Source organism: Nonomuraea sp. NPDC001636 (assembly GCF_040298265.1).
Lineage (GTDB): Bacteria > Actinomycetota > Actinomycetes > Streptosporangiales > Streptosporangiaceae > Nonomuraea.
Genome location: NZ_JBEOZT010000001.1, coordinates 230,507 through 253,786, shown reverse-complemented (window position 1 = coordinate 253,786; position 23,280 = coordinate 230,507). Strand labels below are relative to the sequence as shown.

Sequence of the window (23,280 nt, the reverse complement as noted above, 5' to 3'; positions counted from 1 at the left end):
TCTCTCGGCGTCAGGACCTAGGATCGCCGCCGTGCTCATGACCTTGACGCTCAGCGCGGCGCTCGTTCTGACCGGGACGCCCGCGCAGGCCACCAAACCCGTGTCGTTCCGGGGCTTCACCCTCCAGATACCGGTCTCCTGGAAGGTGAAGAAGGACCCGATCGGCGGGCTCGACGTGGTCACCGGGGCCTGCTCCAAGCGGGCGACGGAATGCCCCGGCTTCTCCCTCGGCGGGCCGCGGGCCATCGCCTACGCCTCCGAGGGCGGCACGTACCGGCCGGGCCAGCCGTACCACCCCAGCAGCGGGGTCGTGGAGTGCGTCCCGGACCGGCGCTACCTGGAGGGCGTGCCGCCCGTCCGGCCGTCCCGCGCCGCGACCGTGCAGGTGGGGGCGGGGCACCAGGCCCGCTTCACCGAGTGGAGATTGGGCTGCCAGACGAAGACCAGCAAGCCGGTCCCGGTGTCCTTCACCCAGCGCATCTGGTACCTGCGCAAGGAGAAGGTGCTGGTCGTCGACCAGTGGAAGACCCCGGGGCTGGGGGACATCCTGGCCAAGGCCGTCTGGAAGTGACCGGGTTGCCCGCGCGCCCTGCGGGCAGGAGATCGTCATGCGCAGCAAGCGGCTCTCCACCGTCGAGGAGCAGACGTACGCGGTGGTCCTCGACCCCGGTGACGAGGTGGTCGAGAGCCTGACGGCGTGGGCCGCCGACAACGGCGTCCGCGCCGCCCGGCTGACCGGCATCGGCGGGTTCCGGCAGGTCACGCTGGGCTTCTTCGACCCGGAGGCGCTCCGCTACGACCCGATCCCGGTCGACCGCCAGACCGAAGTGCTCTCTTTGATCGGCGACTTCGCCATGCCCGACGACGACGTGCGGCCCACCCTGCACGCCCATGCGGTCGTGGGCCTGCCCGACGGCACGACCCGCGGCGGCCACCTGCTGGCCGGCCAGGTGTGGCCGACGCTGGAGGTGATCGTCACGCAGTCCCCCAGCTACCTGCGGCGCCGCCACGACCCCGCCACCGGCCTGGCCCTCATCGACCTGCGCTGACCCCTCGGCCCGCGCCGCCGCCGACCTCTCCCCCTGCGCTGTCCTCGCCCGGTCGCCGGCCCGGCCCGCTCCCGCCCAGTCGCCGGGTGGCGGCGGCGGTCACTCGAAGTCGTCCGGGTTCAGTTCCTTCATGTGCTCGAAGCGCTCGCGTTCCTCGTCGTAGTCTTCCTCGCCTGCGGGGCCTTCGAGGTCGGCCGCGGGTGTCTCTTCGTCCTCGGGCTCTTTGCGTCGCATGCTCATCCCCCTCCCGGCGGACCGGGCACGGGGCTCCCCCGCGCCCATCGCTCCGGCTACCCCTCCGACCTGCGGGCAAACGATCGCGGGCGCCGGATGTTGACCGGCTCTTGTGCGGGCTCGTGGGGGCGCTTGGCGCGCCGGAGGGGAGGTTTCCGGGCGATTGTTCCGACTATCTGAGGAGATGTACGTGCCCACCAAACGTTCCGCCAAGCCGACCCGGTCGAAGCCCGACAGCCAGCCGTGGCTGCACGTGAACGGCGTGGAGATCCAGGAGTACGGCACCGTGCGGATGTTCCCGCTCGGCCTCTCCCGTGACGCGCGCGAGTACTCCTGCCAGCGCCTCAACCAGATCCTGGCCGACACCCAGATCCTCCACAGCCTGTACAAGAAGCACCACTGGCTGATGCGCGGCCCGACCTTCTACCAGCTCCACCTGCTGCTGGACAAGCACGCCTCGGAGCAGCTCGCGCTGGTGGACGAGATGGCCGAGCGCGTGCAGACCCTCGGCGGCGTCGCGGTGGGCGACCCGCGGCACGTGGCCGAGATCACCGTGATCCCGCGCCCGCCGAACGGCTGCGAGGAGGTGCCCGCCATGCTCTCGCGCCTGATCGAGGCGCACGAGACCATCCTCGTGGCCGCCCACGACGCGGCCGCCAGGGCGCAGGAGATGGGCGACGACGGCACCAACGACCTGCTGGTCTCCGACGTCATCAGGACGAACGAGCTCCAGACCTGGTTCCTGATCGAGCACCTGGTGGACACCCCGCTGGTGGAGAAGCCGGACCGCTGACCGGCCGCCCGATGTCCGGTAAGCCGGAAATCGACGCCAGGTGAAGGAAATGTCTGGATTTAGGCGGACATCGCACACCGGGCGTAACGGTTCATACCGGGCGCAGTAAGGCACCGCATCGAGCCCGCACCGCCGGGTACGGAGGAATCGCGGGCCTTCGGGGCCGCCGGCGACCCGCCAGAGCGCGCCGCCACGAAGGCGTGCCTCACCAGCGGGACGCCCTCTGACCAGGGCCGGCCCCGACCGGGCCGCCCTGACGGGGGCTACTTCTGACCGGGAGCGACGGAGAACGACATGACCGAACCGCTGACCTCACCGCCCGCCCCCGCCCACGGCGTCGCGGGACGGGAGCGGCGGCCATGAGCCTGTCGGACCGCGAACGCCGCATCCTGGCCGAGATCGAGCAGGACCTGCGCTGGCAGGACCGCGACTTCGCCTGCCGCATCGACGCGCTCAACGCCAAGCCGGCCCGGCGCCGCCGCTGCCCGGTGACCCGCAGGGAGATGGCGTTCATCCTGGTCATCGTGGTCGCGATGACCCTGCTGTCGGCGGTCGTGTTCGTGGCGGCGGGCCGTCCGCGCACCCCGCCCGCGCCGCGCCCCACCCGCGAGGTGGTGACCACCTCGCCCCAGGTCACTCGTCCATGACCGCCGGCCGCCCGCTCAGGACGGCGGCGGGGCGACCGAGGCGCGGGTGACCAGGCGCGAGCGCAGCGTGTGCACGTCGTGCCGCGGCTCGGCCCCGTCGAGCACGTCGAGCAGCACCTCGGCGGCCTTCGCGCCGAGCTGGTGGACCGGCTGCTCGATCATCGTCAGCGGCGGGTCCATGACGGCCGCCCAGGCGCTGTCGTCGAAGCCGATGAGCGAGATGTCGGCCGGGTAGGACAGCCCGGCGGCGCGCACGGCCCGCAGCGCCCCGGTCACGGCGTCGGTCTCGGTGCAGAACAGGGCGGTGGTGCGGTCGGGCAGCGCCAGCATGCGGGCCACCTCCTGGGTGGCCCACTCCTCGGTCTTCGGGCCGGTCATGACCAGCTCGGGATCGAAGGGGATGCGGGCGTCGTCGAGCGCGTCGAGGTAGCCGCGCAGGCGCTCGCCGTCGGTCCACACGTTGCGCGCCTTCTCCAGCAGCGCCCGCCTGGTCACGGGCGGATCGACCGAGGACGGCCCCCACACGAACCCGATGCGCCGGTGACCGGCCGCGATCATCACCTCGACCGCCTCGCGGGCCGCGCCGCGGTTGTCGATGACGACCGTGTCGAGGTCGAGCGGCGCGACCGCGCGGTCGACCAGCACGATCGGGATGCCCCGGCCCATGGCCGCCCTGATGTGCTTGACCTCGTCGCGCCCCACGGCCGCCGAGGCGATGATGACGCCGTCGACCCGCTTGTCGATGAGCACGTCGGTGGCCGCCACCTCCTCGTCGAGCCGCTCGTACGTGCTCAGCACGATCGTGTCGAACCCGCGGGCGCGCGAGGCGTCGGAGATGCCGCGCATGACGCCCGCGAAGAACGGGTTGCCGATGTCGGCCAGGATCACGCCGAGCGTGTGGCTGACCCCGGTGGACATGCTGCGGGCCAGGGCGTTGGTGCGGTAGCCGAGCTTCTCGGCCGCCGCCAGCACCCGTTCGCGCAGCTCCGGGCTGACATAGCCGTAGCCGCCGAGGGTGCGGGCCGCGGTGGCGCGGCCGACGCCGGCCTCGGCGGCCACCTCCGAGATCGTCGGCCGGCCCGACTGGCTCCGGTCGGCTGCCATCGAACGGGTTCCTCGTTTCTGGGGGGTCGCGGGCACGCCCATGCTAGCCGCGCGGGGCGGGCCTGCCGAAGCCGAAGGCGCCTTCGACGAAGCACTGGTCGTAGGCGGTCTCCGCGCCGGCCAGCAGCGCCCGCAGGACCGCCCCGCGGCCGGGCGCGGCGCCCTTGCGCCAGCCGTCGCGCAGCAGGGAGACGGCGAACCCGGCCAGGAACGCGTCCCCGCAGCCCATGGTGTCGACGATCTTGCCCGGGTCCTCGACCAGCCGGGCGGGGGCGGCGACCAGGTCGTGGCCGTCGTAGGCCATCGCGCCGTCCACGCCCCTGGTGCCGAGGGCCAGGCGGGCGCCGCTCGCCACGGCGCGGGCCAGCAGGTCGCGGGTGCCCGCCGCGTCCAGGTGGGAGCAGGACAGGAGCACCAGGTCGGCGTGCGGGCAGACGCGGTCCAGGTAGGCGGGGACGCGGTAGTCGTCCTCGCTGGACAGGTCGAAGCTGACCAGGGGACGCAGGCCGGCCAGCGCGGGCAGCTCGTCCTCGCTGCCGGAGTAGACGCTGGAGTGCACCAGGTCGAACGAGCCGGCGTAGGCGAGCAGGTCGCCGGTCAGCGCCAGCGGCTCCCGCACGGTGACGCCGCCGCCGTTCCAGCCCAGGAAGACCCGGTCGCCGTCGTCCACGCGCAGCCGGGACACGCCGCTCTCGCCGGGGCGCACCACGCAGCGGTCGACCGCGACGCCCTGCGCGGCGACGGCCTCGCGCAGGAAGCCGCCGAGGTCGTCGTCGCCGAAGACCCCGAGGTAGGCGGCCTCGACGCCGAGGCGGCCAGCGTAGACGGCGACGTTCACGCTGTTGCCGCCCGGATAGTCGATGCCCCGATCGACGAACCGGTCGACGATGTTGTCGCCGAAGCCGAGGACTCTCATGTTTCTCCTGTGCCGAGGGGGTTCGGGGTGGGCAGGCCGGGGCCGCTCCCGTCCGGCGGACGGGAGCGGGAGCGGGGTGGCGGCGGCCTAGTAGTCCATGACCCGGTAGTAGCGGCGCAGGTCGAGCGAGTGGTCGCGGACGCGTTCCAGGTGCTTGCTGACCCGGCCCAGCACCGTGTCGAGCACGAGCGGCGCGAGCAGGCCGCGGAACTCGGGGCTGATGCCGTCGAGCGGGTAGTCGCGGGTGTCGAAGACGGTGACGTCCTTGGAGATGCGCCGGGCGAAGGCCTCGGCGCGGTCGGTGAGCGGGCGCGTCTCGTCCTCGCCCTGGAAGATCAGCACGCTCGTGTCCTCCTCCAGCAGCTCCAGCGAGCCGTGGAAGAACTCGGCGCTGTGCACCCTGGTGGTGCGCAGCCACTGCATCTCCTCAAGAATGCACATCGAGTACAGGTAGGTGAATCCCCACAGGTTCCCGCCGCCGATGAGGAAGTGGTAGTCGGTGTCCTTGTGGGCCTCGGCGAACGCGGCGGCCACCGGCTCGGCCTGCCGGGCGACCTCCAGCAGCACGCCGGGCAGCCCGGCCAGCTCGCCGGCCAGCTTCTCGTAGCCCTCGAACTCGCCGCGGCGGGACAGCAGGCGGCCCATGAACAGCAACATCTGCTGGTCGAACGGCCACGCCTTCGGCTCCGACACCAGCACGGCGTCCACGGCCTTGGCGATCGGCGAGTCGGGGTAGCCGGTGAACCCGACCGTGTACGCGCCCCTGTCCTTGACGTACTCGATCGCGCGCAGGCTGTCCTCGGTGGTGCCGGAGACCGAGGTGAAGATCGCGACCGTGCGCTCGCCGAGCCGGGCGTCGCCCGAGACGACCAGCTCGGCCGCGATCGCGGCGCGCACGTCGAGCGTCGAGCTGCGCCTGGCCAGGTGCTCGTAGGGCCACATCTGGGCGTACGTGCCGCCGGCGCCGACGAGCAGGAGGGTGTCGAACCCCTGGTCCACGAGCCGATCGACGAGCTCCTCGATCTGGGGGCGCAGGGCCACGGTGCTGGCCAGCTGCGACAGGAATTCCGGCTCGTTGAATCCGAGCATCTTCGCGTCCTTTCGGGAAAGCTTGCGGGCCGGCGGCGTCCAGCGGCCTGATACCGGTATCACGCGGAGGTCACGCTGACACAGGATCCGGCCGCGCGTCAACACCCCACCTGCGAGAACCAACATCTTGCTGCTGTTTCGTCGCGGAAAAAGGCCCGCGGGAAGGCGCTCGGGAAGAAAATCTTGCTTCGCACTCTGGTACCGGTATCAGTTCATCTGTACAGTCAGCCAACACCCCCACCGCGGACCGGCAGGTCCCCCTCTCCCTCCGAGAGAAAGGAAGCCCATGCGCCCTCGCGCAATGACGTCGTTCGCGGCGCTCCTCGGGACGCTCGCCCTGGCCGGCTGTTCCGGCGGCGGCGACGGAGCGGCCAAGGCCCCCGCCGCCGACCTGTCCGCCACGCCCGACTTCTCCGGCACGCTGAGCATCCTCACCAAGTTCGCCGGCGACCCGCTGCAGCCGTACTTCGAGGACCTGGCCGCGGCGTACCAGAAGCAGCACCCGGGTGTGAAGGTCGAGCTCATCCAGGAGACCGACCAGAGCATCAAGGACAAGACCAAGACGCTGACCGCCTCCGACGCGCTGCCCGACGTCTTCTTCACCTGGAGCGGCAACTGGGCGGAGAACTTCGTGCGCGGCGGCCGGGCCGCCGACCTGAGCAAGGTGATCGGCCCGGACACCGAGTGGGGCAAGACGTTCAGCCCCGGCTCGCTGTCGGCCTTCGCCTACGACGGCAAGTACTACGGCATCCCGCTGTACGGCAACGGCAAGTTCATGGGCTACAACAAGACCGCCTTCGACAAGGCCGGCGTCAAGGTGCCCGGCACGTTCGAGGAACTGGTCGGGAGCTGCGCGGCGCTGCGCAAGGCGGGCTACGAGCCCATCGCCTTCGGCAACAAGGACGGCTGGCCCGCCCTGCACTACCTCCAGCAGCTCTTCGCCTACGACGTGCCGGCCGACGTCCTGCAGGCCGACTTCAGCCCGAAGACGGCCAAGCTCGACAACCCGGGCTACGTGACCGCGCTCAACCGGTTCAAGACCCTGGTCGACACCTGCACCGACACCGGCAAGGGCACCAACGGCGTGCTCTACAGCTCGGCGCAGCAGGCTTTCCACGACGGCAAGGCGGCCATGTACTACCAGGAGGTCCTGGAGTTCGACAACGCCATCGACAAGAACGGCCTCAAGCCGGACGACTTCGGCATCTTCCAGCTCCCCGTCCCCCAGAACGCGGCCGGCGACCCCAAGACCATCGAGGGCGCGCCCGAGGGTTACCTGATCAACGCCAGGTCGCCGCGGGCCGCGCTGGCCGTCGACTTCATGAAGTTCGTGACCTCCACGCAGAACGCCAAGACCCTGTCGGCGCCCCCGTACGGGCAGCCCAGCACGGTCGTCGGCGCGGTCAGCCCCGAGACCTCCAGCAAGGCCGTCTACGAGGGCATGGAGCAGGTCAACAAGGCGCCGCGGCTGGCCGCGTGGCTCGACACCGTCACCGTGCCCGAGGTCGCCGACGCCTGGCTGGCCGGCGGCGAGGCGCTGATCAGCGGCGGCTCGACCCCCGACAAGGTGCTGGCGAGCGTCCGCGCGGCGTCGGAGTCGGCGAAGTAGGCCGGGCGGCCGGAGGGAGAGCATGCCGGTGCGTGCCATACGTCAACGGGCGCTCGGCCTGGCGTGGGTGGCTCCCGCGCTCGCGCTGGTCGTGGTGTTCGTCTACCTGCCGCTGGTGCAGAACTTCCAGTTCAGCACCCTCAAGTGGGACATCTACAGCGGCACCCAGGAGTACGTCGGGCTCGACAACTACCGCAAGCTGATCGACGACCCGGTCTTCTGGTCCTCGCTGGGCAACAACGTCCTGTACGCGGTGGTCTCGATCGTCTTCCAGGTGTTCGGCGCGCTGCTGCTGGCCGCGCTGATCGAGGGCGTACGCAGTGAGCGGTGGCAGCGCGGCCTGCGGGCGGTGTACTTCATCCCGTCGGCGATCTCGATGACCGTCGCCGGCCTGCTCTTCTACTTCATCTACGAGCCCAACCTGGGCCCGCTCAACCACCTGCTCAGGGCGATCGGCCTGGACGGCCTGGCCCAGGCGTGGCTGGGCCAGGAGAGCACCGCCATGTCGGCGATCATCGCGATGAGCCAGTGGCAGGGCTTCGGCTACTCGACGCTGCTGTTCGCGGTCGCGATCCAGCGCATCCCGCGCGAGATCTACGGCGCCGCCGCCATCGACGGCACCGGCCCGGTCCGCCGCTTCTTCCACGTGACCGTGCCGCTCGTGCGCGAGATGACCGGGCTGATGATGATGGTCACGATCTCGGGCGCCTTCCAGGTGTTCAACGAGGTCATGGTGATGACCAGCGGCGGCCCCGACAACTCCAGCCAGGTCCTGGGCACCTGGCTCTACCGCAGCGGCTTCGTGCGCAACAACTTCGGCTACGCCGCCGCCATCGCGACGGTGATCTTCGTCATCACGCTCGGCATCGCCGTGGGACAGATGTGGGTCACCCGTAAGAGAAGGGTGGAATGGTGAGTCGCCGCGGCTTCCTCGGCGTGATCGCGCGCGTGTTCCTCTGGGCGTTCCTGCTCTGCCTCGCGGTGGTCGTGCTCTATCCCCTGCTGTGGATGGTGCTCAACGGGTTCAAGTCCAACAGCGAGCTGTTCGGCAACCCGTTCGCGCTGCCGTCGAGCTGGAGCTTCGAGAGCTACCAGAAGGCGTGGAACCGGGGGGTGAGCGACTACCTGACGACGAGCGTGCTGGTCACGCTCACCTCCACGGTCGCCACCGTGTTCGTCAGCGCGTGGGCGGCCTACGGGCTGACCCGGGTGAACATCCCGTTCAACCGGTTCGTCACGATGGGCATCCTGGGCGGGCTCATGCTCGCGCCGACCGTGGCGCTCGTGCCGCTGGTCAAGATGTTCCAGGCCATGGGGTTGTACAACAGCTTCTGGGCGCTGCTGATCCTCTACACCGCGTTCCGGATCCCGTTCACGACGTTCCTCATCCGGGCGTACATGATCGACCTGCCGCGCGAGGTGGACGAGGCCGCCGAGATGGACGGGTGCGGCCGCTGGACCGCGTTCTGGCGGATCATCCTGCCGATGTGCAAGCCGATCCTCACCTCGACCGTGCTGCTGCACATCCTGTTCGCCTGGAACGAGTACCTGTTCGCGATGGTCTTCACCAGCGGCGCCGGCGTCCAGACGCTGCCGGTCGGCCTGACCAGCCTGATGAGCAAGCACGGCACGGACTTCCCGGTCGTCTTCGCCGGGATGGTGATCGCGGCGCTGCCCGTGGTGCTGCTGTTCTTCCTCGGCCAGCGCTACATCGTCAAGGGCCTCGCCGACGGGGTCGGGAAGTGAGTCTGATGTCGTTGTCACTGCGGCAGATCACCGGTTCGAACTTCGCCTACCAGCACCTGCCACTCGACCGTTTCCTCGACGACGCCGCCGCGCTCGGGCGCGAGCACCTGGAGCTGTGGGGCGTCGCGCCGCAGCTGCACGTGCCGTGGCTGAGCGACGCCGAGGCACGGGCGATCCGCCGGCGCGCCGCCGGGCGGGGGCTCACCGTCCGCTGCCTGACGCCCGAGCAGGTGGCCTACCCCGTCAACCTGGCCTCGCCGGACAGCCGGCTGCGGGCCGCGAGCGTGGCGATGTTCCGCCGGGCCGCCGAACTGGCCGCCGAGCTGGGGGCCGAGCTGCTGCTGCTGACCCCGGGCCGGGGCTTCGAGGACGAGCCGGTCGCCGCCGCCTGGCGGCGCTCGGCCGACGCGATCGGCGAGATCTGCGCGTACGCCGGCACGCTCGGCGTGTCGTGCGTGCTGGAGGCGTTGCAGCGGGTGGAGTCCAACCTGGTCAACGACGCGCCCACGCTGGCCCGCATGATCGACGAGGTGGGCGCCCCGAACCTGGGCGCGGTGCTGGACACCGTGGCCATGGCGGCGGCCGGGGAGGGCGTGGACGACTACTTCGACGCCCTCGGCGACCGGGTCAGGCACGTGCACCTGATCGACGGCTCCCCCACCGGGCACCTGGCCTGGGGCGACGGCGAGCTGCCGCTCACGGAGTACCTGGCCGCGCTGGACCGCAGGGGCTACCGGGGGGCGATGACGTTCGAGCTGTTCGGCGCCGGGGACTACGCCTTCGACCCGCGTCCCGTGGTGGAGCGCTGCCTGGCCTCCGTACAGGCAGCGCTCCCGGGAGCCTCATAGCCCGCCGGCGGCTCCGGGCGTGACCAGCCCCCCGCCCCGGCCGGGATACCTGGCCACCAGCCTGGACCTGCCGGTGCGGACGTCCACCGCGTAGGCCCGGGCGCCCTTCCCGACCTCGACGGTGAGCGTGACCTCCGACGGGCTCCGCCAGATCGTGACGCCGTCGATGCCCGCCCTCTTCGGCAGGCCCTTGACCGAGACCTTCCGCACGGTGCGGCCGGTCCTGGTGTCGAGCAGGGTGAGCCGGCGGGTCATGTACTCGGGCGGGACCTTCTTGCCGGGCGGGAACTCGAAGGCGGCCACCGTGCGGCCGTCCGGGGCGAGCTCGCTGAACATGATGAAGACGCCGTCGAAGCGCACCGGCCGGCCGCCGCCGGTGACCGGCATGAACAGCAGGTCGGTCTTGCGGTAGCGGACCAGCTCGGCGACGCCGTCCTTGATGGCGACCGGCTCGTACACGCCGGGGACGGACACCGTCGCGCCGGTCCGCACGTCGATCAGCAGGCCGGGGTCTCTGGTGCCCTCGCGCGGGTCGAACGCCAGGTGGCGGCCGTCGTCGGAGACCACCAGCATGGAGCCCATGCCGAGGCGCTCCTCCTTCACCTCCGCGGCGGAGATCGTCTCCGCGCCGGTCACCATGTCCCGGACGACGTGCGCCCCCGCGTCCTTGTCGTAGTAGGCGAACATGCGCCCGTCGCGGCTGACGGCGACGGGCACGCGGTCGTTCCTGGCGGTCCTCGCGAGCGCCTGGGGCACCCGGTACGTCCTGCCGTCGGCGGTGACCACTCGCCATTCGCCGTCCAGGCAGCCGGCTGACGCGCTCTCCCCCTTGGCGGCCGGGCAGCTCTGCCGGTAGGCGTGGCTGAGCGTCCCCACCTTCCCCGCGGGCAGGACCGGCACGGCCGCGGCCGCGGCCTGCGGCGCGGCGGCGGGCACCCGCCGCGGCCCGGCCACCAGCACGGCCGCCGTCACCCCGGCCAGCACCGCGATCGTCGCGGCGGCCGCCAGCGTCGCCGACGCCCGGCGTCTGCGCCGGTACCCCGCCACCGCCAGGTCGGCCAGGTTCACCGGGGGCGCCTCCTCGGCGATGCCGTTCAGCGCGTCACGCAGTCTGGTCATCGGGCCGCCTCCTGAGGGGTTCGCGAGTCCACGAGGTCGGGGGCCAGCGCGCGCAGGCGCGCCAGCGCGTGATGGGTCTGGCTCTTCACCGTGCCGACCGCGCAGCCGAGCGCGTCGGCGGTCTGGGCCTCGGTGAGGTCCTCCCAGAACCGCAGGACGATCACCGCGCGCTGCTTGCGCGTCAGCTTGTCCAGCGCCTGGCGCAGCACGATCCGGTCGAGCGCGTCGTCGTCGTAGGTGACCGCGCGCTCGGGCGGGTCGGCGCTGGGCAGCTCGGGGTTCGGCCGGCGCCGCCACGAGATGTACTGGTTGACCAGCGCCTTACGCGTGTACGCCTCCGGGTTGCCGTCCCGCGCCAGCTTGTGCCAGTGCCGGACGACCTTGACCAGCACGCTCTGGAGCAGGTCCTCGGCCTGGTGAGGGTCGCCCACGAGCAGGTAGGCGGTCCGCATCAGCGCCTGTTGCCGGGCGATGACGAACTCGCGGAAGCCGTCATGAGCGTCCAATGTGGTGATCTCCCTTCGCCCGTTCCCAACGCGGCCGGCCGGGCGGAGGGTTGCAGGTTCGCCGCAGATTTCCCTACGGTCTCACCGGGCCCGCCGGGCGGGACGGCGGCCCCAGGTGGCCCAGCGCCACAACCATTCCAGCGGGCCGAAGCGGTACCGGCGCAGCCAGAGGGTGGACCACACCCACTGCAGAGCCAGGATGACGGCGGCGATCCCCGCGATCGTGGTCAGCGTCCAGCCCTCCGGCGGGCCGCCGGCCAGCTTGCCGAGGACCAGGACCAGGGCGGTGGCGCTCAGGTAGTTGGTCAGCGCCATGCGGCCCAGCGGGGCGAAGACGGCCCGCAACACCGGGCGCAGCGGGCTCCTGAGCAGCACGAGCAGGACGCACACGTACAGACCGGCCATGAGCAGCCCGGACGCGGCCATCGGCAGGGGGGTGCCCGTGGTTCCGGCCTGCCACACGAGCGCCGGGACGGTGGCCGCGGCGAGGCCGAGGGCCAGCAGCGCCGGGACGCGGGTGGAGCTCTCGATCCGGTCGATCACGCCGTACCTGGTGAGGGCGGAGCCCAGCAGGAACAGGCCGGGCACCAGCATCGTGCCGCCCCCGAAGACGACCAGCGCCGCGACGACGAGCACGGCGGCGAGCCCGGCCACGGCCCAGCGCGGCAACCACGTCGAGGGCAGCAGCACCACCAGGCCGACGACCGCGTAGACGGTCAGGATGTCGCCGCGCCACAGCAGGAACATGTGCGCCAGGCCCATGCAGCCCAGCAGGAGGAGCCTGCGCAGCAGCAACGCCCGCGGATTCGGCACGCGGGCGGCGGCGGAGTCGAGCAGCAGCGAGAAGCCGACGCCGAACAGCAGCGAGAAGATCGGGAAGAAGCGCTGCTCGACGAGCAGGCCCAGCCAGCGGGCGGTGTCGTCGAGCGTCGCCTGCTGCGCGGTGACCGGGTCGGTGCCGATGTGCGAGATCGGCTGGACGTTGGCCAGCAGGATCCCGCACAGGGCGAAACCGCGCACGACGTCGAGCGCGATGATGCGCGACCGCCCGGGGGCGGCGGGCGGTGTGTGGTCCTGGGGCAGGGCGCGGGCGGGCCGCGGGTCGTCATAGGGCATGGAACCTCATCGTGCGGTGGGCGGCGGGCCGCGGGGAGGGTCCGAAGCAGGGTTCGGGCCGCGGCGACCGTACTTTCGGCCGGTGTGCCGGGCGGGCCCGCCTCCCTAGCCTGGGTGCGTGAACGTGCGGAACCGGCCGGAGCTCGCCTGGCCCTTCGGGCGGCGGGCCGCGGCCGTGACGGCGGAGGCCGCGCTGGCGGTGGCGGCCGTCGCCGTGCTGGTCTTCTGGGCCGGTCTGATCGCCGGCAGCTGGGGCGGCGGCTACTGGGTGTTCGACTGCGCGGCGGGGGCGGCGGTGTGCGCGCTGGCCCTGGCGCGCCGCCTGGCCCCGGTGTGGACGGCCGTGGCCGGGCTGGCGGTGGCGGCCGTGGCCGTCCTGGTCGCCGCGTGGGCCGGGCTGCCGAACGAACCGGGACCGGCCATGGCGCTGGGCCTGTCCGTGCTGGTCGGGTCGGCGGTCAGGACGCTTCCCGTACGGCCCGCCTGCGCCGTCGCGGCCGGTGGGCTCGCGGTCGCCGCGGCGAGCGTGCCCGGCGCGCACAACGGGGCCACGGTGACGCTCAACGTGGCCGCGTGGCTGGCCGCCGTGGGCGTCGGCGGCGGCCTGCGGCTGCTGGCTGCGCGCCGTATGTCGGCCGCCGATCGCGTCCGGTACGACGAGCGCCGCAGGCTGGCCAGGGAACTGCACGACGTGGCCGCCCACCACCTGACCGGCATCGTCCTGCAGGCCCAGGCCGCCCGGCTGCTGGCCCGCAGGGGGTCGGGCCCGCTGGAGGAGTCGCTGGAGGACATCGAGGACGCCGGCGCCGGAGCACTGGCCGCGCTGCGCCGCGTCGTGGGCCTGCTGCGCGAGGCTGCCGACGACGTGCCCGGCCCGCCCGGCCGGCTCACCGACCTGGTCGGCGGCTTCGACGGCCCGCCCGTGACCCTGCGCGTCCACGGCGAGGCCGAGAGCTGGCCGCCGGAGGTGGCCGGCACCGTCTACCGGATCGTCCAGGAGTCGCTGACGAACGTCGCCCGCCACGCGGCCCGCGCCCGCGCGGTCACCGTCGAGGTCACGGTCGAGGTCACCGGGCGGGACGGCGCGGTCGTGGTCGAGGTCGCCGACGACGCGCCGCCCGCGCCGCCGTCCCGGAGCCGCGGCGGCTACGGCCTGCTCGGCATGCGCGAACGCGTCGAGGCCCTCGACGGCACCCTGCGCGCGGGCCCCCGGCCGGAGGGCGGCTGGACGGTCCACGCGACCCTGCCTCTCACGGGGCCGCTCGGGAGGCGGCGATGACGATCGGCGTGCTGCTGGCCGACGACCAGGCGATGGTCCGCCGGGGCCTGCGGCTGATCCTGGAGGACCAGCCCGACATCCGCGTGGTGGCCGAGGCCAGGGACGGCGCGGAGGCCGTGGAGCTGGCCCGGCGGGTACGTCCCGACGTCTGCCTGGTGGACATCCTCATGCCCGGCATGGACGGCATCGCGGTCACCCGCGCCCTGGCCGGCGCCGGCGTGCCCGACCCGCTGCCGGTGGTCGTGGTCACCACCTTCGACCTGGACGAGTACGTCTACGACGCGCTGCGCTGCGGCGCGGCCGGGTTCGTGCTGAAGGACGCCGGTCCGGCCCTGCTAGCCGAGGCCGTACGGGCGGCCAGCACCGGGGACGCCCTGATCTCGCCGTCGATCACGCCGCGCCTGCTGGGCCGCCTGGCCAGGCGGGCGCCGCGCGCGACGGGAGCGGTGCACCCGCTGTCGGAGCGGGAGACCGACGTGGTGCGCGCCGTGGCCGCCGGACGCACCAACCAGGAGATCGCCGCCGCCCTGCACATCTCGCTGAGCACCGTGAAAGGCCACATCTCCGCCATCCTCGACAAGCTGGGCATACGCAACCGGGTCGAGATCATCGTGTGGGCCTGGGAGAACGGGGTGGCGGGCCAGTGACGTCCTCAGCGGGACTCGTCGCCCAGGCGCACGCTCGCGCGGGCGATGTCGGCCAGCGTGATGTCGGCCAGCATCATCTCCTCGTGGTCGCGCAGCGCGCTCCACACCTCGGCGAGCGGGCTGGCCACACCGGGATAGCCGCCGTGGTCGCCGCCCTCGGAGACGCCTTCGACGATCAGCACGATGTCGGCGAGGGTGATCTCGGCGGCGGGCCTGGCCAGCCAGTAGCCGCCCTCGGGGCCGCGCTGGCTGTGCAGCAGGCCCGCCCGGCGCAGCTGCAGCAGGATGTTGTCGAGGAACTTGCGGGGGATGCCCTGGGCCGTGGCGATCTTCTCGGCGGGCATGGGGCCCGGCGGCGCCGCGGCCAGCTCGGCCGCGGCGCGCAGGGCGTACTGGGTTCTGGCGGAGATCCGCATGACCGTCTACTGCTCAGGTGCTCACCTGGTGCAGGCCCCAGCGGCGGCGCAGCGCGTCGTCCGCCAGGCCGAAGACGCGGTCCACCACGATGCCGATGACCAGAATGACGATCATGGTGGCGAGCAGGCCGGGCGAGTCGGCCAGCTCGCGGGCGTAGTGGAGCTGCTCGCCCAGCGAGGCCTGGTTGGCGATGATGACCAGCAGCTCACCGGCCATCAGCGAGCGCCAGGCGAACGCCCAGCCCTGCTTGAGCCCGGCCAGGAACGACGGCAGCGAGGCCGGCAGGATGACGTGCCGGTAGAGCGCGATCCGGCGGAAGCCGAGCATGTGCCCGGCGCGCAGCAGGATCGGCGGCGTGTAGTCCACCCCGGTGATCAGGCCGTTGGCGATGGACGGCGCCGCGCCCAGCACCACCACGAACAGGATCGCGCTCTCCGTCAGCCCGAACAGCAGGATGGCCAGCGGGAACCAGGCGATGGACGGCATCGTCTGGAGCCCGGTGATCAGCGAGCCCGTGGCGCGGCGCAGCGGCCCGATCCGCGAGACCAGCGCGCCGACGACCAGCCCGACGGCGATCGCCAGGGCGAACCCGGTGACCGCGCGGCGCATGGTGACCGTCAGCGCGGTGTAGAACTCGGGGTCGCCGAGCCGGTGCCCGAGCTCGGCGAGCGTGGTGACCGGCCCGGCGAAGACGTACTCGGGCCACCAGCCCGCCCACACCACGGCCTGCCAGACGGCCAGCACGATGAGCACGGCCGTGGCGATCGGCCACAACCCCGCCCACAGCCGGGAGGCCAGGCCCGCGCGGTGGCCGGTGCCCAGCTCCAGCGCGTCGAGCCCGGCCAGCTGCTGGGCGTGGGTGTCCGTCGTCGTCATGCGGGCTCCTCCTGACGGGCGTGGCGCAGGACCTCCTGGCGGAGGCGGCCGGTGATCTCCCCCGCCAGCTCGGCCACCTCGCCCGAGTCGGTACGGCGGGGCCGCGGCAGCGCGACGGGGAAGTCCTCGACCACCCGCCCCGGCCTGCTGGACAGCAGCACGACCCGGTCGCCGAGCCGGACGGCCTCGCGCACGTTGTGGGTGACGAACAGGACCGACAGGGCGCGTTCCCGCCAGATGCGTTCGAGCTCGTCGTGCAGCAGGTCGCGGGTCATGGCGTCCAGGGCGCCGAAGGGCTCGTCCATCAGCAGCACGTCGGCGTCCTGGGCGAGCGCCCTGGCCAGGGCGACGCGCTGGCGCATGCCGCCGGACAGCTCGTGCGGCCGTTTCCTGCCGAACCCGCCCAGGTGGACGATGTCGAGGAACTCGGCGGCCCGATCCCGGCGCTCCTGCTTGCTGACGCCCTTGGCGCGCAGCGCCATCTCGACGTTGGCCGAGACGGTCAGCCAGGGGAACAGCGCGGGTTCCTGGAACATGAGCGCGACGCGGGCGTCGTCCACGTCGATCCGGCCGGCCGTGGGCCGGTCGAGCCCGGCGACCAGCGACAGCAACGTGCTCTTGCCACAGCCGGACGCGCCGAGCAGGCAGACGAACTCGCCGGGCGCCACCGACAGCGAGACCTGGTCGAGGGCTTGCAGGGCCGTCCGGCCCTGACCGTAGAGCTTGGAGACGGCCTCCAGCCGGATCGCGGGGCTCTGCCCGTCGACCCGGCCGGTGGCCTGCTCCGTGAGCGGAGCGGACATCGCGTGCGCCTCCTACTTGTCGGAGATGGCCTGCTGGCCCTTGGCGGCGAGGACCTCGTTGAGGACCGTGAGGTCGTAGATGCCGTTCAGGTCGACCGGGTCGAGGAGGCCGACCTTCGTCGCGTGCTCGGCGCTGCCCACCAGCGACGAGGCGATCGGGTCGTTGGTGAAGGTGATGTTCTTGAACGCGCTGTCCAGCACCTCGGGCTTGAGCGCCTTGCCGGTCAGCTTCTGCAGGGCGGCGTTGGCGGTCTGCGCGGCACCCGCCGGGTCCTTGGCGATGACGTCGTTGGCCTCGACGTGCGCCTCGATCAGCTTCTTGAGCAGGTCGGGGTGCTCCTTGGCCCACTGCTGGCGGACGATGAGGTGGGTGATCACGAACTGCTTGTTCGGCCACAGGTCGCGCTCGTCGACCAGCACCTTGCCGCCGCTCTCCTTGATCAGGCGGCTGGCGAACGGCTCGGGCACCCAGGCGCCGTCGATGTCGCCGGTGGCGAAGGTCTGGATGGTCTGGGAGTTCTCCTGGGGCACGATCGAGACCTCGCCGCCGCCCTTGGTGTCGGTCTTGATGCCCTTCTCGGTCAGCCAGTAGCGCAGCGCGACGTCCTGGGTGTTGCCGAGCTGCGGGGTGGCGATCTTCTTGCCCTTGAGGTCCTCCACCGAGTTGATCCCGGGCTTGACCACGAGGAACACGCCGCCGGACGCCGCCCCGGCGACGATCTTGATGGCCTGGCCCTTCGACTTCGACCAGGCGTTGATGGCCGGGTTGGGGCCGACGTAGGTGGCGTCGATGGCGCCGGAGAACACGGCCTCGATCGCGGCCGGTCCGGCGTTGAACGTGCTGGTCTTGGGCGCGACGCCGAGGTGCTTGGCGTAGATGCCCTTCTCCACGCCGACCAGCGCGGTGGCGTGGGTGATGTTGGGGAAGAAGCCCAGACGCACCTGCGTGGCGCCGGCTCCCCCGCTCTTCGCGCCGCTGTCCGCAGGGCTGCCGCTGCCCCCACAGGCGGCCGCCATGGTCGTGAGCGCCAGGGCGGCCAGGGTGGCCACCGTTACGCGAACCCTGCGAGCGTTCATCTCTTCTCCCTATTTCCCACTTTTTTAGTGGCTTTAGAGTGTTTATAGGAGGAAGAGAGGGCGCTCGTCAATCCCACTCTGGGTCACAGACTCTTCACGAAAGGCAACGGCCCGCGCGCCGGACGGTCGTCCGGGTCGAAGCGCGGGGTGTAACCGCCGGCCAGGTACAGGGCGACGGCCTCGGGCTGGCGGGGGCCGGTGGTCAGGTGGATCCGCAGGTAGCCGCGGCGGGCGGCCTCGCGTTCCAGCTCCCGTACGACGACCGCGCCCAGGCCGCGCCTGCGGTGGCCGGGATGCGTCCACACCCGCTTCAGCTCGGCCGTGTCGGCGTCGTAGCGGCGGAAGGCCCCGCCCGCCACGGTCTCGCCGTCCAGCACCAGGACGAGGAAGGCCCCGTCCGGCGGCGCGAACTCCTCGGCCGGGTACCGGTTCAGCTCGTCGTTGGCGCCGTACCGGCTGGCGTACTCCAGCGCGAGGTCCGCCAGCAGCGGCCGGACGGCGGGATCGTCCGGCGCGACCAGGCGGACCTCGAAGGCGGGCGCGCTCAACCGCTCTGCCTCGGCAGGCCCGGCGGGTTGACCCTGGACTCGGGGACCGCCTCGTTGCCCAGCCCCCAGCGGTCGAGCACCTGCCGGTACGTCCCGTTCCCGATCACCGTGGCCAGCGCGTCGTGCACCGGCCCGACCAGGCCGTTGCCCTTCTTCGTCATCGCCGCGATGAGCCCCTGCAGGCCCGGCCCGGCGCCCGAGGCGGTGCCCACGATCCTGGAGCCGCCGCTGACCGCGACGTTGTAGGCGACGGTCGGGTTGGGGCCGAAGTACGCCTGCACGCGCCCCGACTTCAGGGCGAGCAGCACGTCGCCGTACTTCTGGTAGTAGAGGATCTCGACCGGTTTCCGGCCGGCCTTCCGGTTCTGTGCGTCCCAGTCGAGCAGGATCTTCTCCTGGTTGGTGCCCGAGCCGACCGAGACGCGTAGCCCGGCCACGTCGGCGGGCCCGGAGATCTGTTTGATCGGGCTGGAGCCGGGAACCTGCCAGGCGAGCTGGTCGATCCGGTACGTCGCGAAGTCGTAGACGTCCTTGCGCTCCTCGGTGACGGTGACGTTGTTGAACACGGCCTCGTACTTGCCGGATCTGGCGCCCAGGAACAGGTTCTCCCAGGAGGAGCTCTCCGGCTCCAGGTCCAGGCCGAGCACGTCCGCCACGAGCTGGGCGAGGTCGGTCTCCACGCCGATCGGCGTGACGTTGTCGCCGGCCGGGAAGACCAGCGGCGGCGAGCTCTGGACGCTGAAGCCGACGGTGAGCCGGCCGTCCCGGGCGATCTCGGCGGGCACCCGGGCGGCGATGCTCGCGACCTTGCCGGTGCGCACCCGTTTCTGGTCGGGGCCGGTGTCGACGGCGCGGCCGGCGACCGCGCCGTCGGCACCGGTCCCCTCGCCGGCTCTCTGGACGAGCGCGGGTTCGGCCGCGCAGGCGGTGACGGTGGCGGACAGGATCAGCAGGAGTGCGGGCACGGCGGTGAGACGCATGGGGGTTCCTTGTGATCAGAGGACCTTGCCGAGGAAGGCGCGGGTGCGCTCGTGGCGCGGGGCGTCGAGGACCTGCGCGGCCGGGCCGCGCTCGACGATGCGGCCGTCGTCCATGAACACGACGGTGTCGGCCACCTCCCGGGCGAAGCCGATCTCGTGCGTGACGACGATCATGGTCGTGCCGCTGCGGGCCAGGTCCTTCATGACCTCCAGCACCTCGCCGACGAGCTCGGGGTCGAGGGCGGAGGTGGGCTCGTCGAACAGCACCACCTTGGGCTCCAGGGCCAGCGCCCTGGCGATGGCGACGCGCTGCTGCTGGCCGCCGGAGAGCGTGCGCGGGTAGGCCGCCGCCTTGCCGGCCAGCCCGACCCGGTCGAGCAGGCGGGCGGTCAGCTCGGCCACCTCGGCGCGCGGCCGGCGCTGGGCCGACAGCGGGGCCTCGGCGATGTTCTGGCTGACGGTGAGGTGCGGGAAGAGGTTGAAGTTCTGGAAGACGAAGCCGATGCTGGTGCGCTGGCGGAGGATCTCGCGTTCGGGCAGCTCGTACAGGTGGTCGCCGGCGCGCCGGTAGCCCAGCAGCTCGCCGTCGACCGTGACCGTCCCGCGTTCCACCTTCTCCAGGTGGTTGATCACGCGCAGCAGGGTGGACTTGCCCGAGCCGGACGGCCCGAGCACCACCGCCACCTCCCCCTGGCGTACGCGCAGGTCGATGCCCTTGAGCACGTGCAGCGGGCCGAAGCTCTTGTGCACGCCGGCCAGTTCCACCATCATGAGCGGCCCCTGCCGTAGTACCGCTCCAGGAAGTGCTGGCCGACCGAGAGCGTGGTCGTCAGGACGAGGTACCAGACGGTCGCGACCAGCAGCAGCGCCATCACCCTGCCGTTGCGGTTGTAGATCACCTGCACCTGGTAGAACAGCTCGGGCAGGGCCATGATGTAGACCACCGAGGTGCCCTTGACCAGGCTGACGATCTCGTTGCCGGCGTTCGGCACGATCGTCCGCATGGCCTGCGGCAGGATGATCCGGAAGAACCGGCGGGCCCGCGGCACGCCCAGCGCCGCCGCGGCCAGGCGCTGCCCCGGATCGACCGACAGCAGGCCGCCGCGGACGATCTCGGCGGCGTAGGCCGCCTGGTGCAGCGCGAGCCCGAGCGCGGCGGCGGTGACCGGCCCGATCAGGTCCATCGTGCCGACGTCGAAGAAGGCGGGCCCGAACGGCACCCCGAACGACAACCTCGGGTACAGCAGCGCCAGGTTGTACCAGAACAGCAGTTGCAGGATCAGCGGCACCGAGCGGAACAGCCACACGTACCCCCAGGCCACCGAGGCCAGCAGCCGGTTGGCCGACAGGCGCATGAGGGCCAGCAGGGTGCCGAGCGCGAACCCGAGCCCGATGCCCAGCGCGGTCAGCTCCAGCGTGAGCAGCACCGAACGCAGGACGGAGGGCGCGAACAGGTACATGCCGACGACGTCCCACTCCCAGGCGGGGTTGGTGACCAGGGCGTTGGCCGCCATCGCCAGCAGCACCAGCACGGCGAGCGCGGCCACCGCCCGTGACGGGCGGCGGGCGGTCACGACCTTCGGCGCGGGCTCCTCCTGCCCGGCGGCGGGCACCGCCGCAGCCGTGTCACGCAGCGCCATGGCCCGCACGCACGCCGTCGCCACGACCCGGACCAGCGGCGTCGGCGGCCTTGTCGCGGGCGGCGTCGCGCCGGGCCACTTCCGCGCGGACGAGCGGGATGACGTGCCGGCCGAAGTCGACGGCGTCCTCCAGGATCGCGTAGCCGCGCGCCGAGAGGATCTCCACGCCCAGGTCGTAGTAGTCGAGCAGGGCCTGCGCGACCGTCTCCGGGGTGCCGACCAGGGCGGTGGAGTTGCCGGCGGCGCCGGTGGCCGCCGCGGTGGGCGTCCACAGGGCGCGGTCGTGCCGCTCTCCCCTGGCGGCCACCTCCAGCAGCCGCAGCGACCCGGCGTTCTGCGGCGGGCCCCCGGGACGCCGCCGCGGGTTCGCCCGGCCCTGTCGCAGTTCGCCCAGGATCCGGTGCGCCTTCTCCCAGGCCAGCTCCTCGGTGGGCGCGATGATCGGCCGGAAGGCCACCTGGATGCGCGGCACGTCGGCCCGCCCGGCCGCGCGGGCCGCCTCCTTGACCGAGGCGATCTGCTGCGCCGTCTCGGCCAGCGGCTCGCCCCACAGGCAGTAGACGTCGGCCTCGGCCCCGCCGGCCGCGTACGCCGCGGGCGACGAGCCGCCGAAGGAGACCTGGGGCCGCGGCCGCTGGACCGGGAAGACGTCGGAGACGAAGTCCCTGAAGGAGTAGTAAGCGCCCTCGTGGTCGAACGGCTCCCTGGAGGTCCACCCCTTCTTGACGATCCGGATGTACTCCCGGGTCCTGGCGTACCGCTCGTCCTTGGTCAGGACGTCGCCCTCCCTGCCCTGCTCGTGGTCGTTGCCGCCGGTGATGAAGTGCACGGTCAGGCGGCCGTCGCTGATCTGGTCGAGCGTGGCGAACGTCTTGAGCGCGTACGTCGGGTACGACACGTTCGGTCGGTGGGCCAGCAGGATCCCCAGGCCCTCGACCCGCCCGGCGACGAACGCCGCCACCTGGGCCGGGTCGGGCGAGCCTGAGCCGTAGGCGAACAGCACCCGGTCCCAGCCGTGCTCCTGGTGGGCCCGCGCGAGCCGGAGCGTGTACTGCTTGTCGAAGGAGGGGCCCGAGCGGGGCGAGGTCTCCGAGCCGTCGTTGGTGCCACCGATACCGAGGAACTCCACAGGCATGTCGCGGCCTTTCTGGCGTCGTGAACGCCTTTCACCCCAGCACGGCGATCTTATTCCGTCAAGCCCTACCAATTTAGTTGGTTTTTATTTACGGTGGAGGCGTACGGAAGGAAGGACACCATGCCATCCCTGACCATCACCCCCGTCGCCGGCCGTATAGGAGCCGAGATCACCGGGGTGCGGCTCGCGCCCGATCTGCACCCCGACGTCGTGGCCGAGCTCCGCCAGGCCCTCCTCACCCACAAAGTGATCTTCCTGCGCGGTCAGGAGCACCTCGACGAGCAGAGCCAGGTGGGCTTCGCCCGGCTGCTCGGCGAGCCGACCGCCGCCCACCCGACCGTGCCCGCGCTGCACGGCAACGCCCACATCCTGGACCTCGACTACAGCAACGGCCACAAGGTCGACCGCTGGCACACCGACGTGACCTTCGTGGACCGGCCGCCGCTGGCCTCGGTGCTGCGCGCGGTCGTCGTGCCGGAGGCGGGCGGCGACACGTTGTGGGCCAACACCGTCAGCGCGTACCAGAACCTGCCCGCCGAGCTGCGCGACCTGCTCGACCGGCTGCGCGCCGTGCACACCAACCAGTACGACTACGTCCACACCGCCACGATCGACGAGCGGGCCCGCGAGCACGCCGAGGTGTTCGCCTCCACCCTGTTCGAGACCGAGCACCCGGTCGTGCGCGTGCACCCGGAGACCGGCGAGCGCTCGATCCTGCTCGGCGACTTCGCCAAGCGGCTGAGCGGCCTGTCGGGGCACACCTCCGGGTCGATCATCCGGCTGGTCCAGGAGCACGTCACCGAGGTGGAGAACACCGTCCGCTGGCGCTGGTCGCCCGGCGACGTGGCGATCTGGGACAACCGGGCCACCCAGCACCGCGTGGTGCACGACTTCGGCGACCGTCCCCGCCGCCTGCACCGGGTCACGATCGCCGGGGACGTGCCGGTCGGCGTGGACGGCCGCACCAGCACCGCCCTCAGCGGCGACGCCGCGACCTACTCGCCGATCGCCGCCTGACCCTCCCCGGGGCCGCCCCGGCCACGAACGTCGCCGTGGCCGGGGCCTCGCGGAGCGGCCGAAGCCAGTGCGGGCGGGGTTGGCT

The 23,280-nt window shown here is 72.1% G+C and carries 27 protein-coding genes; 11 read left to right on the top strand and 16 right to left on the bottom strand.

Annotation, left to right across the window (positions count from 1 at the left end; translation table 11 throughout):
* Window positions 1–31 precede the first annotated feature (31 nt).
* A complete protein-coding gene (locus tag ABT158_RS01165; RefSeq protein ID WP_352349582.1) occupies window positions 32–571 on the top strand; it encodes a hypothetical protein in 540 nt (179 codons plus the stop codon).
* Window positions 572–608: 37 nt separating this feature from the next.
* Window positions 609–1,049, top strand: a complete 441-nt coding sequence (locus tag ABT158_RS01160) for a PPC domain-containing DNA-binding protein (RefSeq protein WP_352349580.1) — start codon at window positions 609–611, stop codon at window positions 1,047–1,049.
* Between the two features lie 99 nt (window positions 1,050–1,148).
* Here the strand turns inward: ABT158_RS01160 and ABT158_RS01155 are convergent, their stop codons facing one another.
* Complete coding sequence (locus ABT158_RS01155; protein WP_352349578.1) at window positions 1,149–1,283, bottom strand: hypothetical protein; 135 nt, start codon at window positions 1,281–1,283, stop codon at window positions 1,149–1,151.
* A 190-nt stretch (window positions 1,284–1,473) separates the two neighbouring features.
* Here ABT158_RS01155 and ABT158_RS01150 point away from each other — a divergent pair, with 190 nt between their 5' ends.
* Together ABT158_RS01150 and ABT158_RS01145 are read left to right on the top strand one after the other, a co-directional pair.
* Window positions 1,474–2,076, top strand: a complete 603-nt coding sequence (locus tag ABT158_RS01150; protein ID WP_352349576.1) for a Dps family protein — start codon at window positions 1,474–1,476, stop codon at window positions 2,074–2,076.
* Window positions 2,077–2,435: 359 nt separating this feature from the next.
* Complete coding sequence (locus ABT158_RS01145) at window positions 2,436–2,723, top strand: DUF3040 domain-containing protein (RefSeq protein ID WP_352349574.1); 288 nt, start codon at window positions 2,436–2,438, stop codon at window positions 2,721–2,723.
* A gap of 15 nt (window positions 2,724–2,738) precedes the next feature.
* Here the strand turns inward: ABT158_RS01145 and ABT158_RS01140 are convergent, their stop codons facing one another.
* The 3 genes from ABT158_RS01140 to ABT158_RS01130 form a co-directional block, all read right to left on the bottom strand.
* On the bottom strand, window positions 2,739–3,827 hold the full coding sequence (locus ABT158_RS01140; protein WP_352349572.1) for a LacI family DNA-binding transcriptional regulator: 1,089 nt from the start codon (window positions 3,825–3,827) through the stop codon (window positions 2,739–2,741).
* 43 nt (window positions 3,828–3,870) lie between these two features.
* Window positions 3,871–4,743: a PfkB family carbohydrate kinase gene (locus ABT158_RS01135; protein WP_352349570.1), complete on the bottom strand. Its 873-nt coding sequence runs from the start codon at window positions 4,741–4,743 to the stop codon at window positions 3,871–3,873.
* An 87-nt stretch (window positions 4,744–4,830) separates the two neighbouring features.
* On the bottom strand, window positions 4,831–5,832 hold the full coding sequence (locus tag ABT158_RS01130) for an SIS domain-containing protein (RefSeq protein WP_352349568.1): 1,002 nt from the start codon (window positions 5,830–5,832) through the stop codon (window positions 4,831–4,833).
* Between the two features lie 286 nt (window positions 5,833–6,118).
* On the opposite strand from ABT158_RS01130, the gene ABT158_RS01125 reads away from it, so the two are divergent.
* The 4 genes from ABT158_RS01125 to ABT158_RS01110 are packed head-to-tail and all read left to right on the top strand — an operon-like array spanning window position 6,119 to window position 10,035.
* Entirely contained in the window at window positions 6,119–7,441 is a 1,323-nt protein-coding gene (locus ABT158_RS01125; protein WP_352349566.1) for an ABC transporter substrate-binding protein, read from the top strand.
* A gap of 28 nt (window positions 7,442–7,469) precedes the next feature.
* Window positions 7,470–8,357 carry a carbohydrate ABC transporter permease gene (locus ABT158_RS01120; RefSeq protein WP_352349564.1) on the top strand — a complete coding sequence of 296 codons (888 nt, stop codon included), beginning with the start codon at window positions 7,470–7,472 and terminating at the stop codon, window positions 8,355–8,357.
* Entirely contained in the window at window positions 8,351–9,187 is an 837-nt protein-coding gene (locus ABT158_RS01115; protein ID WP_352349562.1) for a carbohydrate ABC transporter permease, read from the top strand. Before ABT158_RS01120 ends, ABT158_RS01115 begins: the two co-directional genes overlap by 7 nt.
* A 5-nt stretch (window positions 9,188–9,192) precedes the next feature.
* On the top strand, window positions 9,193–10,035 hold the full coding sequence (locus ABT158_RS01110) for a TIM barrel protein (protein ID WP_352349560.1): 843 nt from the start codon (window positions 9,193–9,195) through the stop codon (window positions 10,033–10,035).
* Here the strand turns inward: ABT158_RS01110 and ABT158_RS01105 are convergent.
* From ABT158_RS01105 to ABT158_RS01095, 3 genes are all read right to left on the bottom strand, one after another.
* Entirely contained in the window at window positions 10,030–11,154 is a 1,125-nt protein-coding gene (locus ABT158_RS01105) for a hypothetical protein (RefSeq protein WP_352349558.1), read from the bottom strand. The two genes, ABT158_RS01110 and ABT158_RS01105, sit on opposite strands and share 6 nt — an antisense overlap.
* Window positions 11,151–11,660 (bottom strand): SigE family RNA polymerase sigma factor, encoded by a 510-nt coding sequence (locus tag ABT158_RS01100; protein ID WP_352349556.1) that lies wholly within the window; start codon window positions 11,658–11,660, stop codon window positions 11,151–11,153. The genes ABT158_RS01105 and ABT158_RS01100 overlap by 4 nt, the downstream gene beginning before the upstream one ends.
* An 81-nt stretch (window positions 11,661–11,741) precedes the next feature.
* Entirely contained in the window at window positions 11,742–12,776 is a 1,035-nt protein-coding gene (locus ABT158_RS01095; RefSeq protein WP_352349554.1) for a DUF418 domain-containing protein, read from the bottom strand.
* A 118-nt stretch (window positions 12,777–12,894) separates the two neighbouring features.
* Here ABT158_RS01095 and ABT158_RS01090 point away from each other — a divergent pair, with 118 nt between their 5' ends.
* The gene (locus ABT158_RS01090) at window positions 12,895–14,055 is read left to right on the top strand and encodes a sensor histidine kinase (RefSeq protein WP_352349552.1); all 1,161 of its coding nucleotides are present in this window, start codon (window positions 12,895–12,897) and stop codon (window positions 14,053–14,055) included.
* Window positions 14,052–14,702, top strand: coding sequence for a response regulator (locus ABT158_RS01085; protein ID WP_352349550.1), 651 nt, complete (start codon window positions 14,052–14,054; stop codon window positions 14,700–14,702). Before ABT158_RS01090 ends, ABT158_RS01085 begins: the two co-directional genes overlap by 4 nt.
* 5 nt (window positions 14,703–14,707) lie before the next feature.
* Here the strand turns inward: ABT158_RS01085 and ABT158_RS01080 are convergent, their stop codons facing one another.
* The 9 genes from ABT158_RS01080 to ABT158_RS01040 form a co-directional block, all read right to left on the bottom strand.
* A complete protein-coding gene (locus tag ABT158_RS01080; RefSeq protein WP_352349548.1) occupies window positions 14,708–15,118 on the bottom strand; it encodes an RrF2 family transcriptional regulator in 411 nt (136 codons plus the stop codon).
* A 13-nt stretch (window positions 15,119–15,131) separates the two neighbouring features.
* The gene (locus tag ABT158_RS01075; protein ID WP_352349546.1) at window positions 15,132–15,995 is read right to left on the bottom strand and encodes an ABC transporter permease; all 864 of its coding nucleotides are present in this window, start codon (window positions 15,993–15,995) and stop codon (window positions 15,132–15,134) included.
* Entirely contained in the window at window positions 15,992–16,798 is an 807-nt protein-coding gene (locus tag ABT158_RS01070; RefSeq protein WP_352349544.1) for an ABC transporter ATP-binding protein, read from the bottom strand. The genes ABT158_RS01075 and ABT158_RS01070 overlap by 4 nt, the downstream gene beginning before the upstream one ends.
* A 12-nt stretch (window positions 16,799–16,810) precedes the next feature.
* Window positions 16,811–17,875 carry an ABC transporter substrate-binding protein gene (locus ABT158_RS01065; RefSeq protein ID WP_352349542.1) on the bottom strand — a complete coding sequence of 355 codons (1,065 nt, stop codon included), beginning with the start codon at window positions 17,873–17,875 and terminating at the stop codon, window positions 16,811–16,813.
* Between the two features lie 83 nt (window positions 17,876–17,958).
* On the bottom strand, window positions 17,959–18,423 hold the full coding sequence (locus tag ABT158_RS01060) for a GNAT family N-acetyltransferase (protein WP_352349540.1): 465 nt from the start codon (window positions 18,421–18,423) through the stop codon (window positions 17,959–17,961).
* Window positions 18,420–19,403, bottom strand: coding sequence for an ABC transporter substrate-binding protein (locus ABT158_RS01055; protein ID WP_352349538.1), 984 nt, complete (start codon window positions 19,401–19,403; stop codon window positions 18,420–18,422). Before ABT158_RS01055 ends, ABT158_RS01060 begins: the two co-directional genes overlap by 4 nt.
* A 15-nt stretch (window positions 19,404–19,418) precedes the next feature.
* The gene (locus ABT158_RS01050) at window positions 19,419–20,171 is read right to left on the bottom strand and encodes an amino acid ABC transporter ATP-binding protein (protein WP_502911471.1); all 753 of its coding nucleotides are present in this window, start codon (window positions 20,169–20,171) and stop codon (window positions 19,419–19,421) included.
* A complete protein-coding gene (locus ABT158_RS01045; RefSeq protein ID WP_352349534.1) occupies window positions 20,171–21,043 on the bottom strand; it encodes an amino acid ABC transporter permease in 873 nt (290 codons plus the stop codon). The genes ABT158_RS01050 and ABT158_RS01045 overlap by 1 nt, the downstream gene beginning before the upstream one ends.
* Window positions 21,030–22,178, bottom strand: coding sequence for an LLM class flavin-dependent oxidoreductase (locus ABT158_RS01040; RefSeq protein WP_352349532.1), 1,149 nt, complete (start codon window positions 22,176–22,178; stop codon window positions 21,030–21,032). The genes ABT158_RS01045 and ABT158_RS01040 overlap by 14 nt, the downstream gene beginning before the upstream one ends.
* A gap of 120 nt (window positions 22,179–22,298) precedes the next feature.
* Here ABT158_RS01040 and ABT158_RS01035 point away from each other — a divergent pair, with 120 nt between their 5' ends.
* Window positions 22,299–23,195 (top strand): TauD/TfdA dioxygenase family protein, encoded by an 897-nt coding sequence (locus tag ABT158_RS01035; protein ID WP_352349530.1) that lies wholly within the window; start codon window positions 22,299–22,301, stop codon window positions 23,193–23,195.
* Window positions 23,196–23,280: the final 85 nt, after the last annotated feature.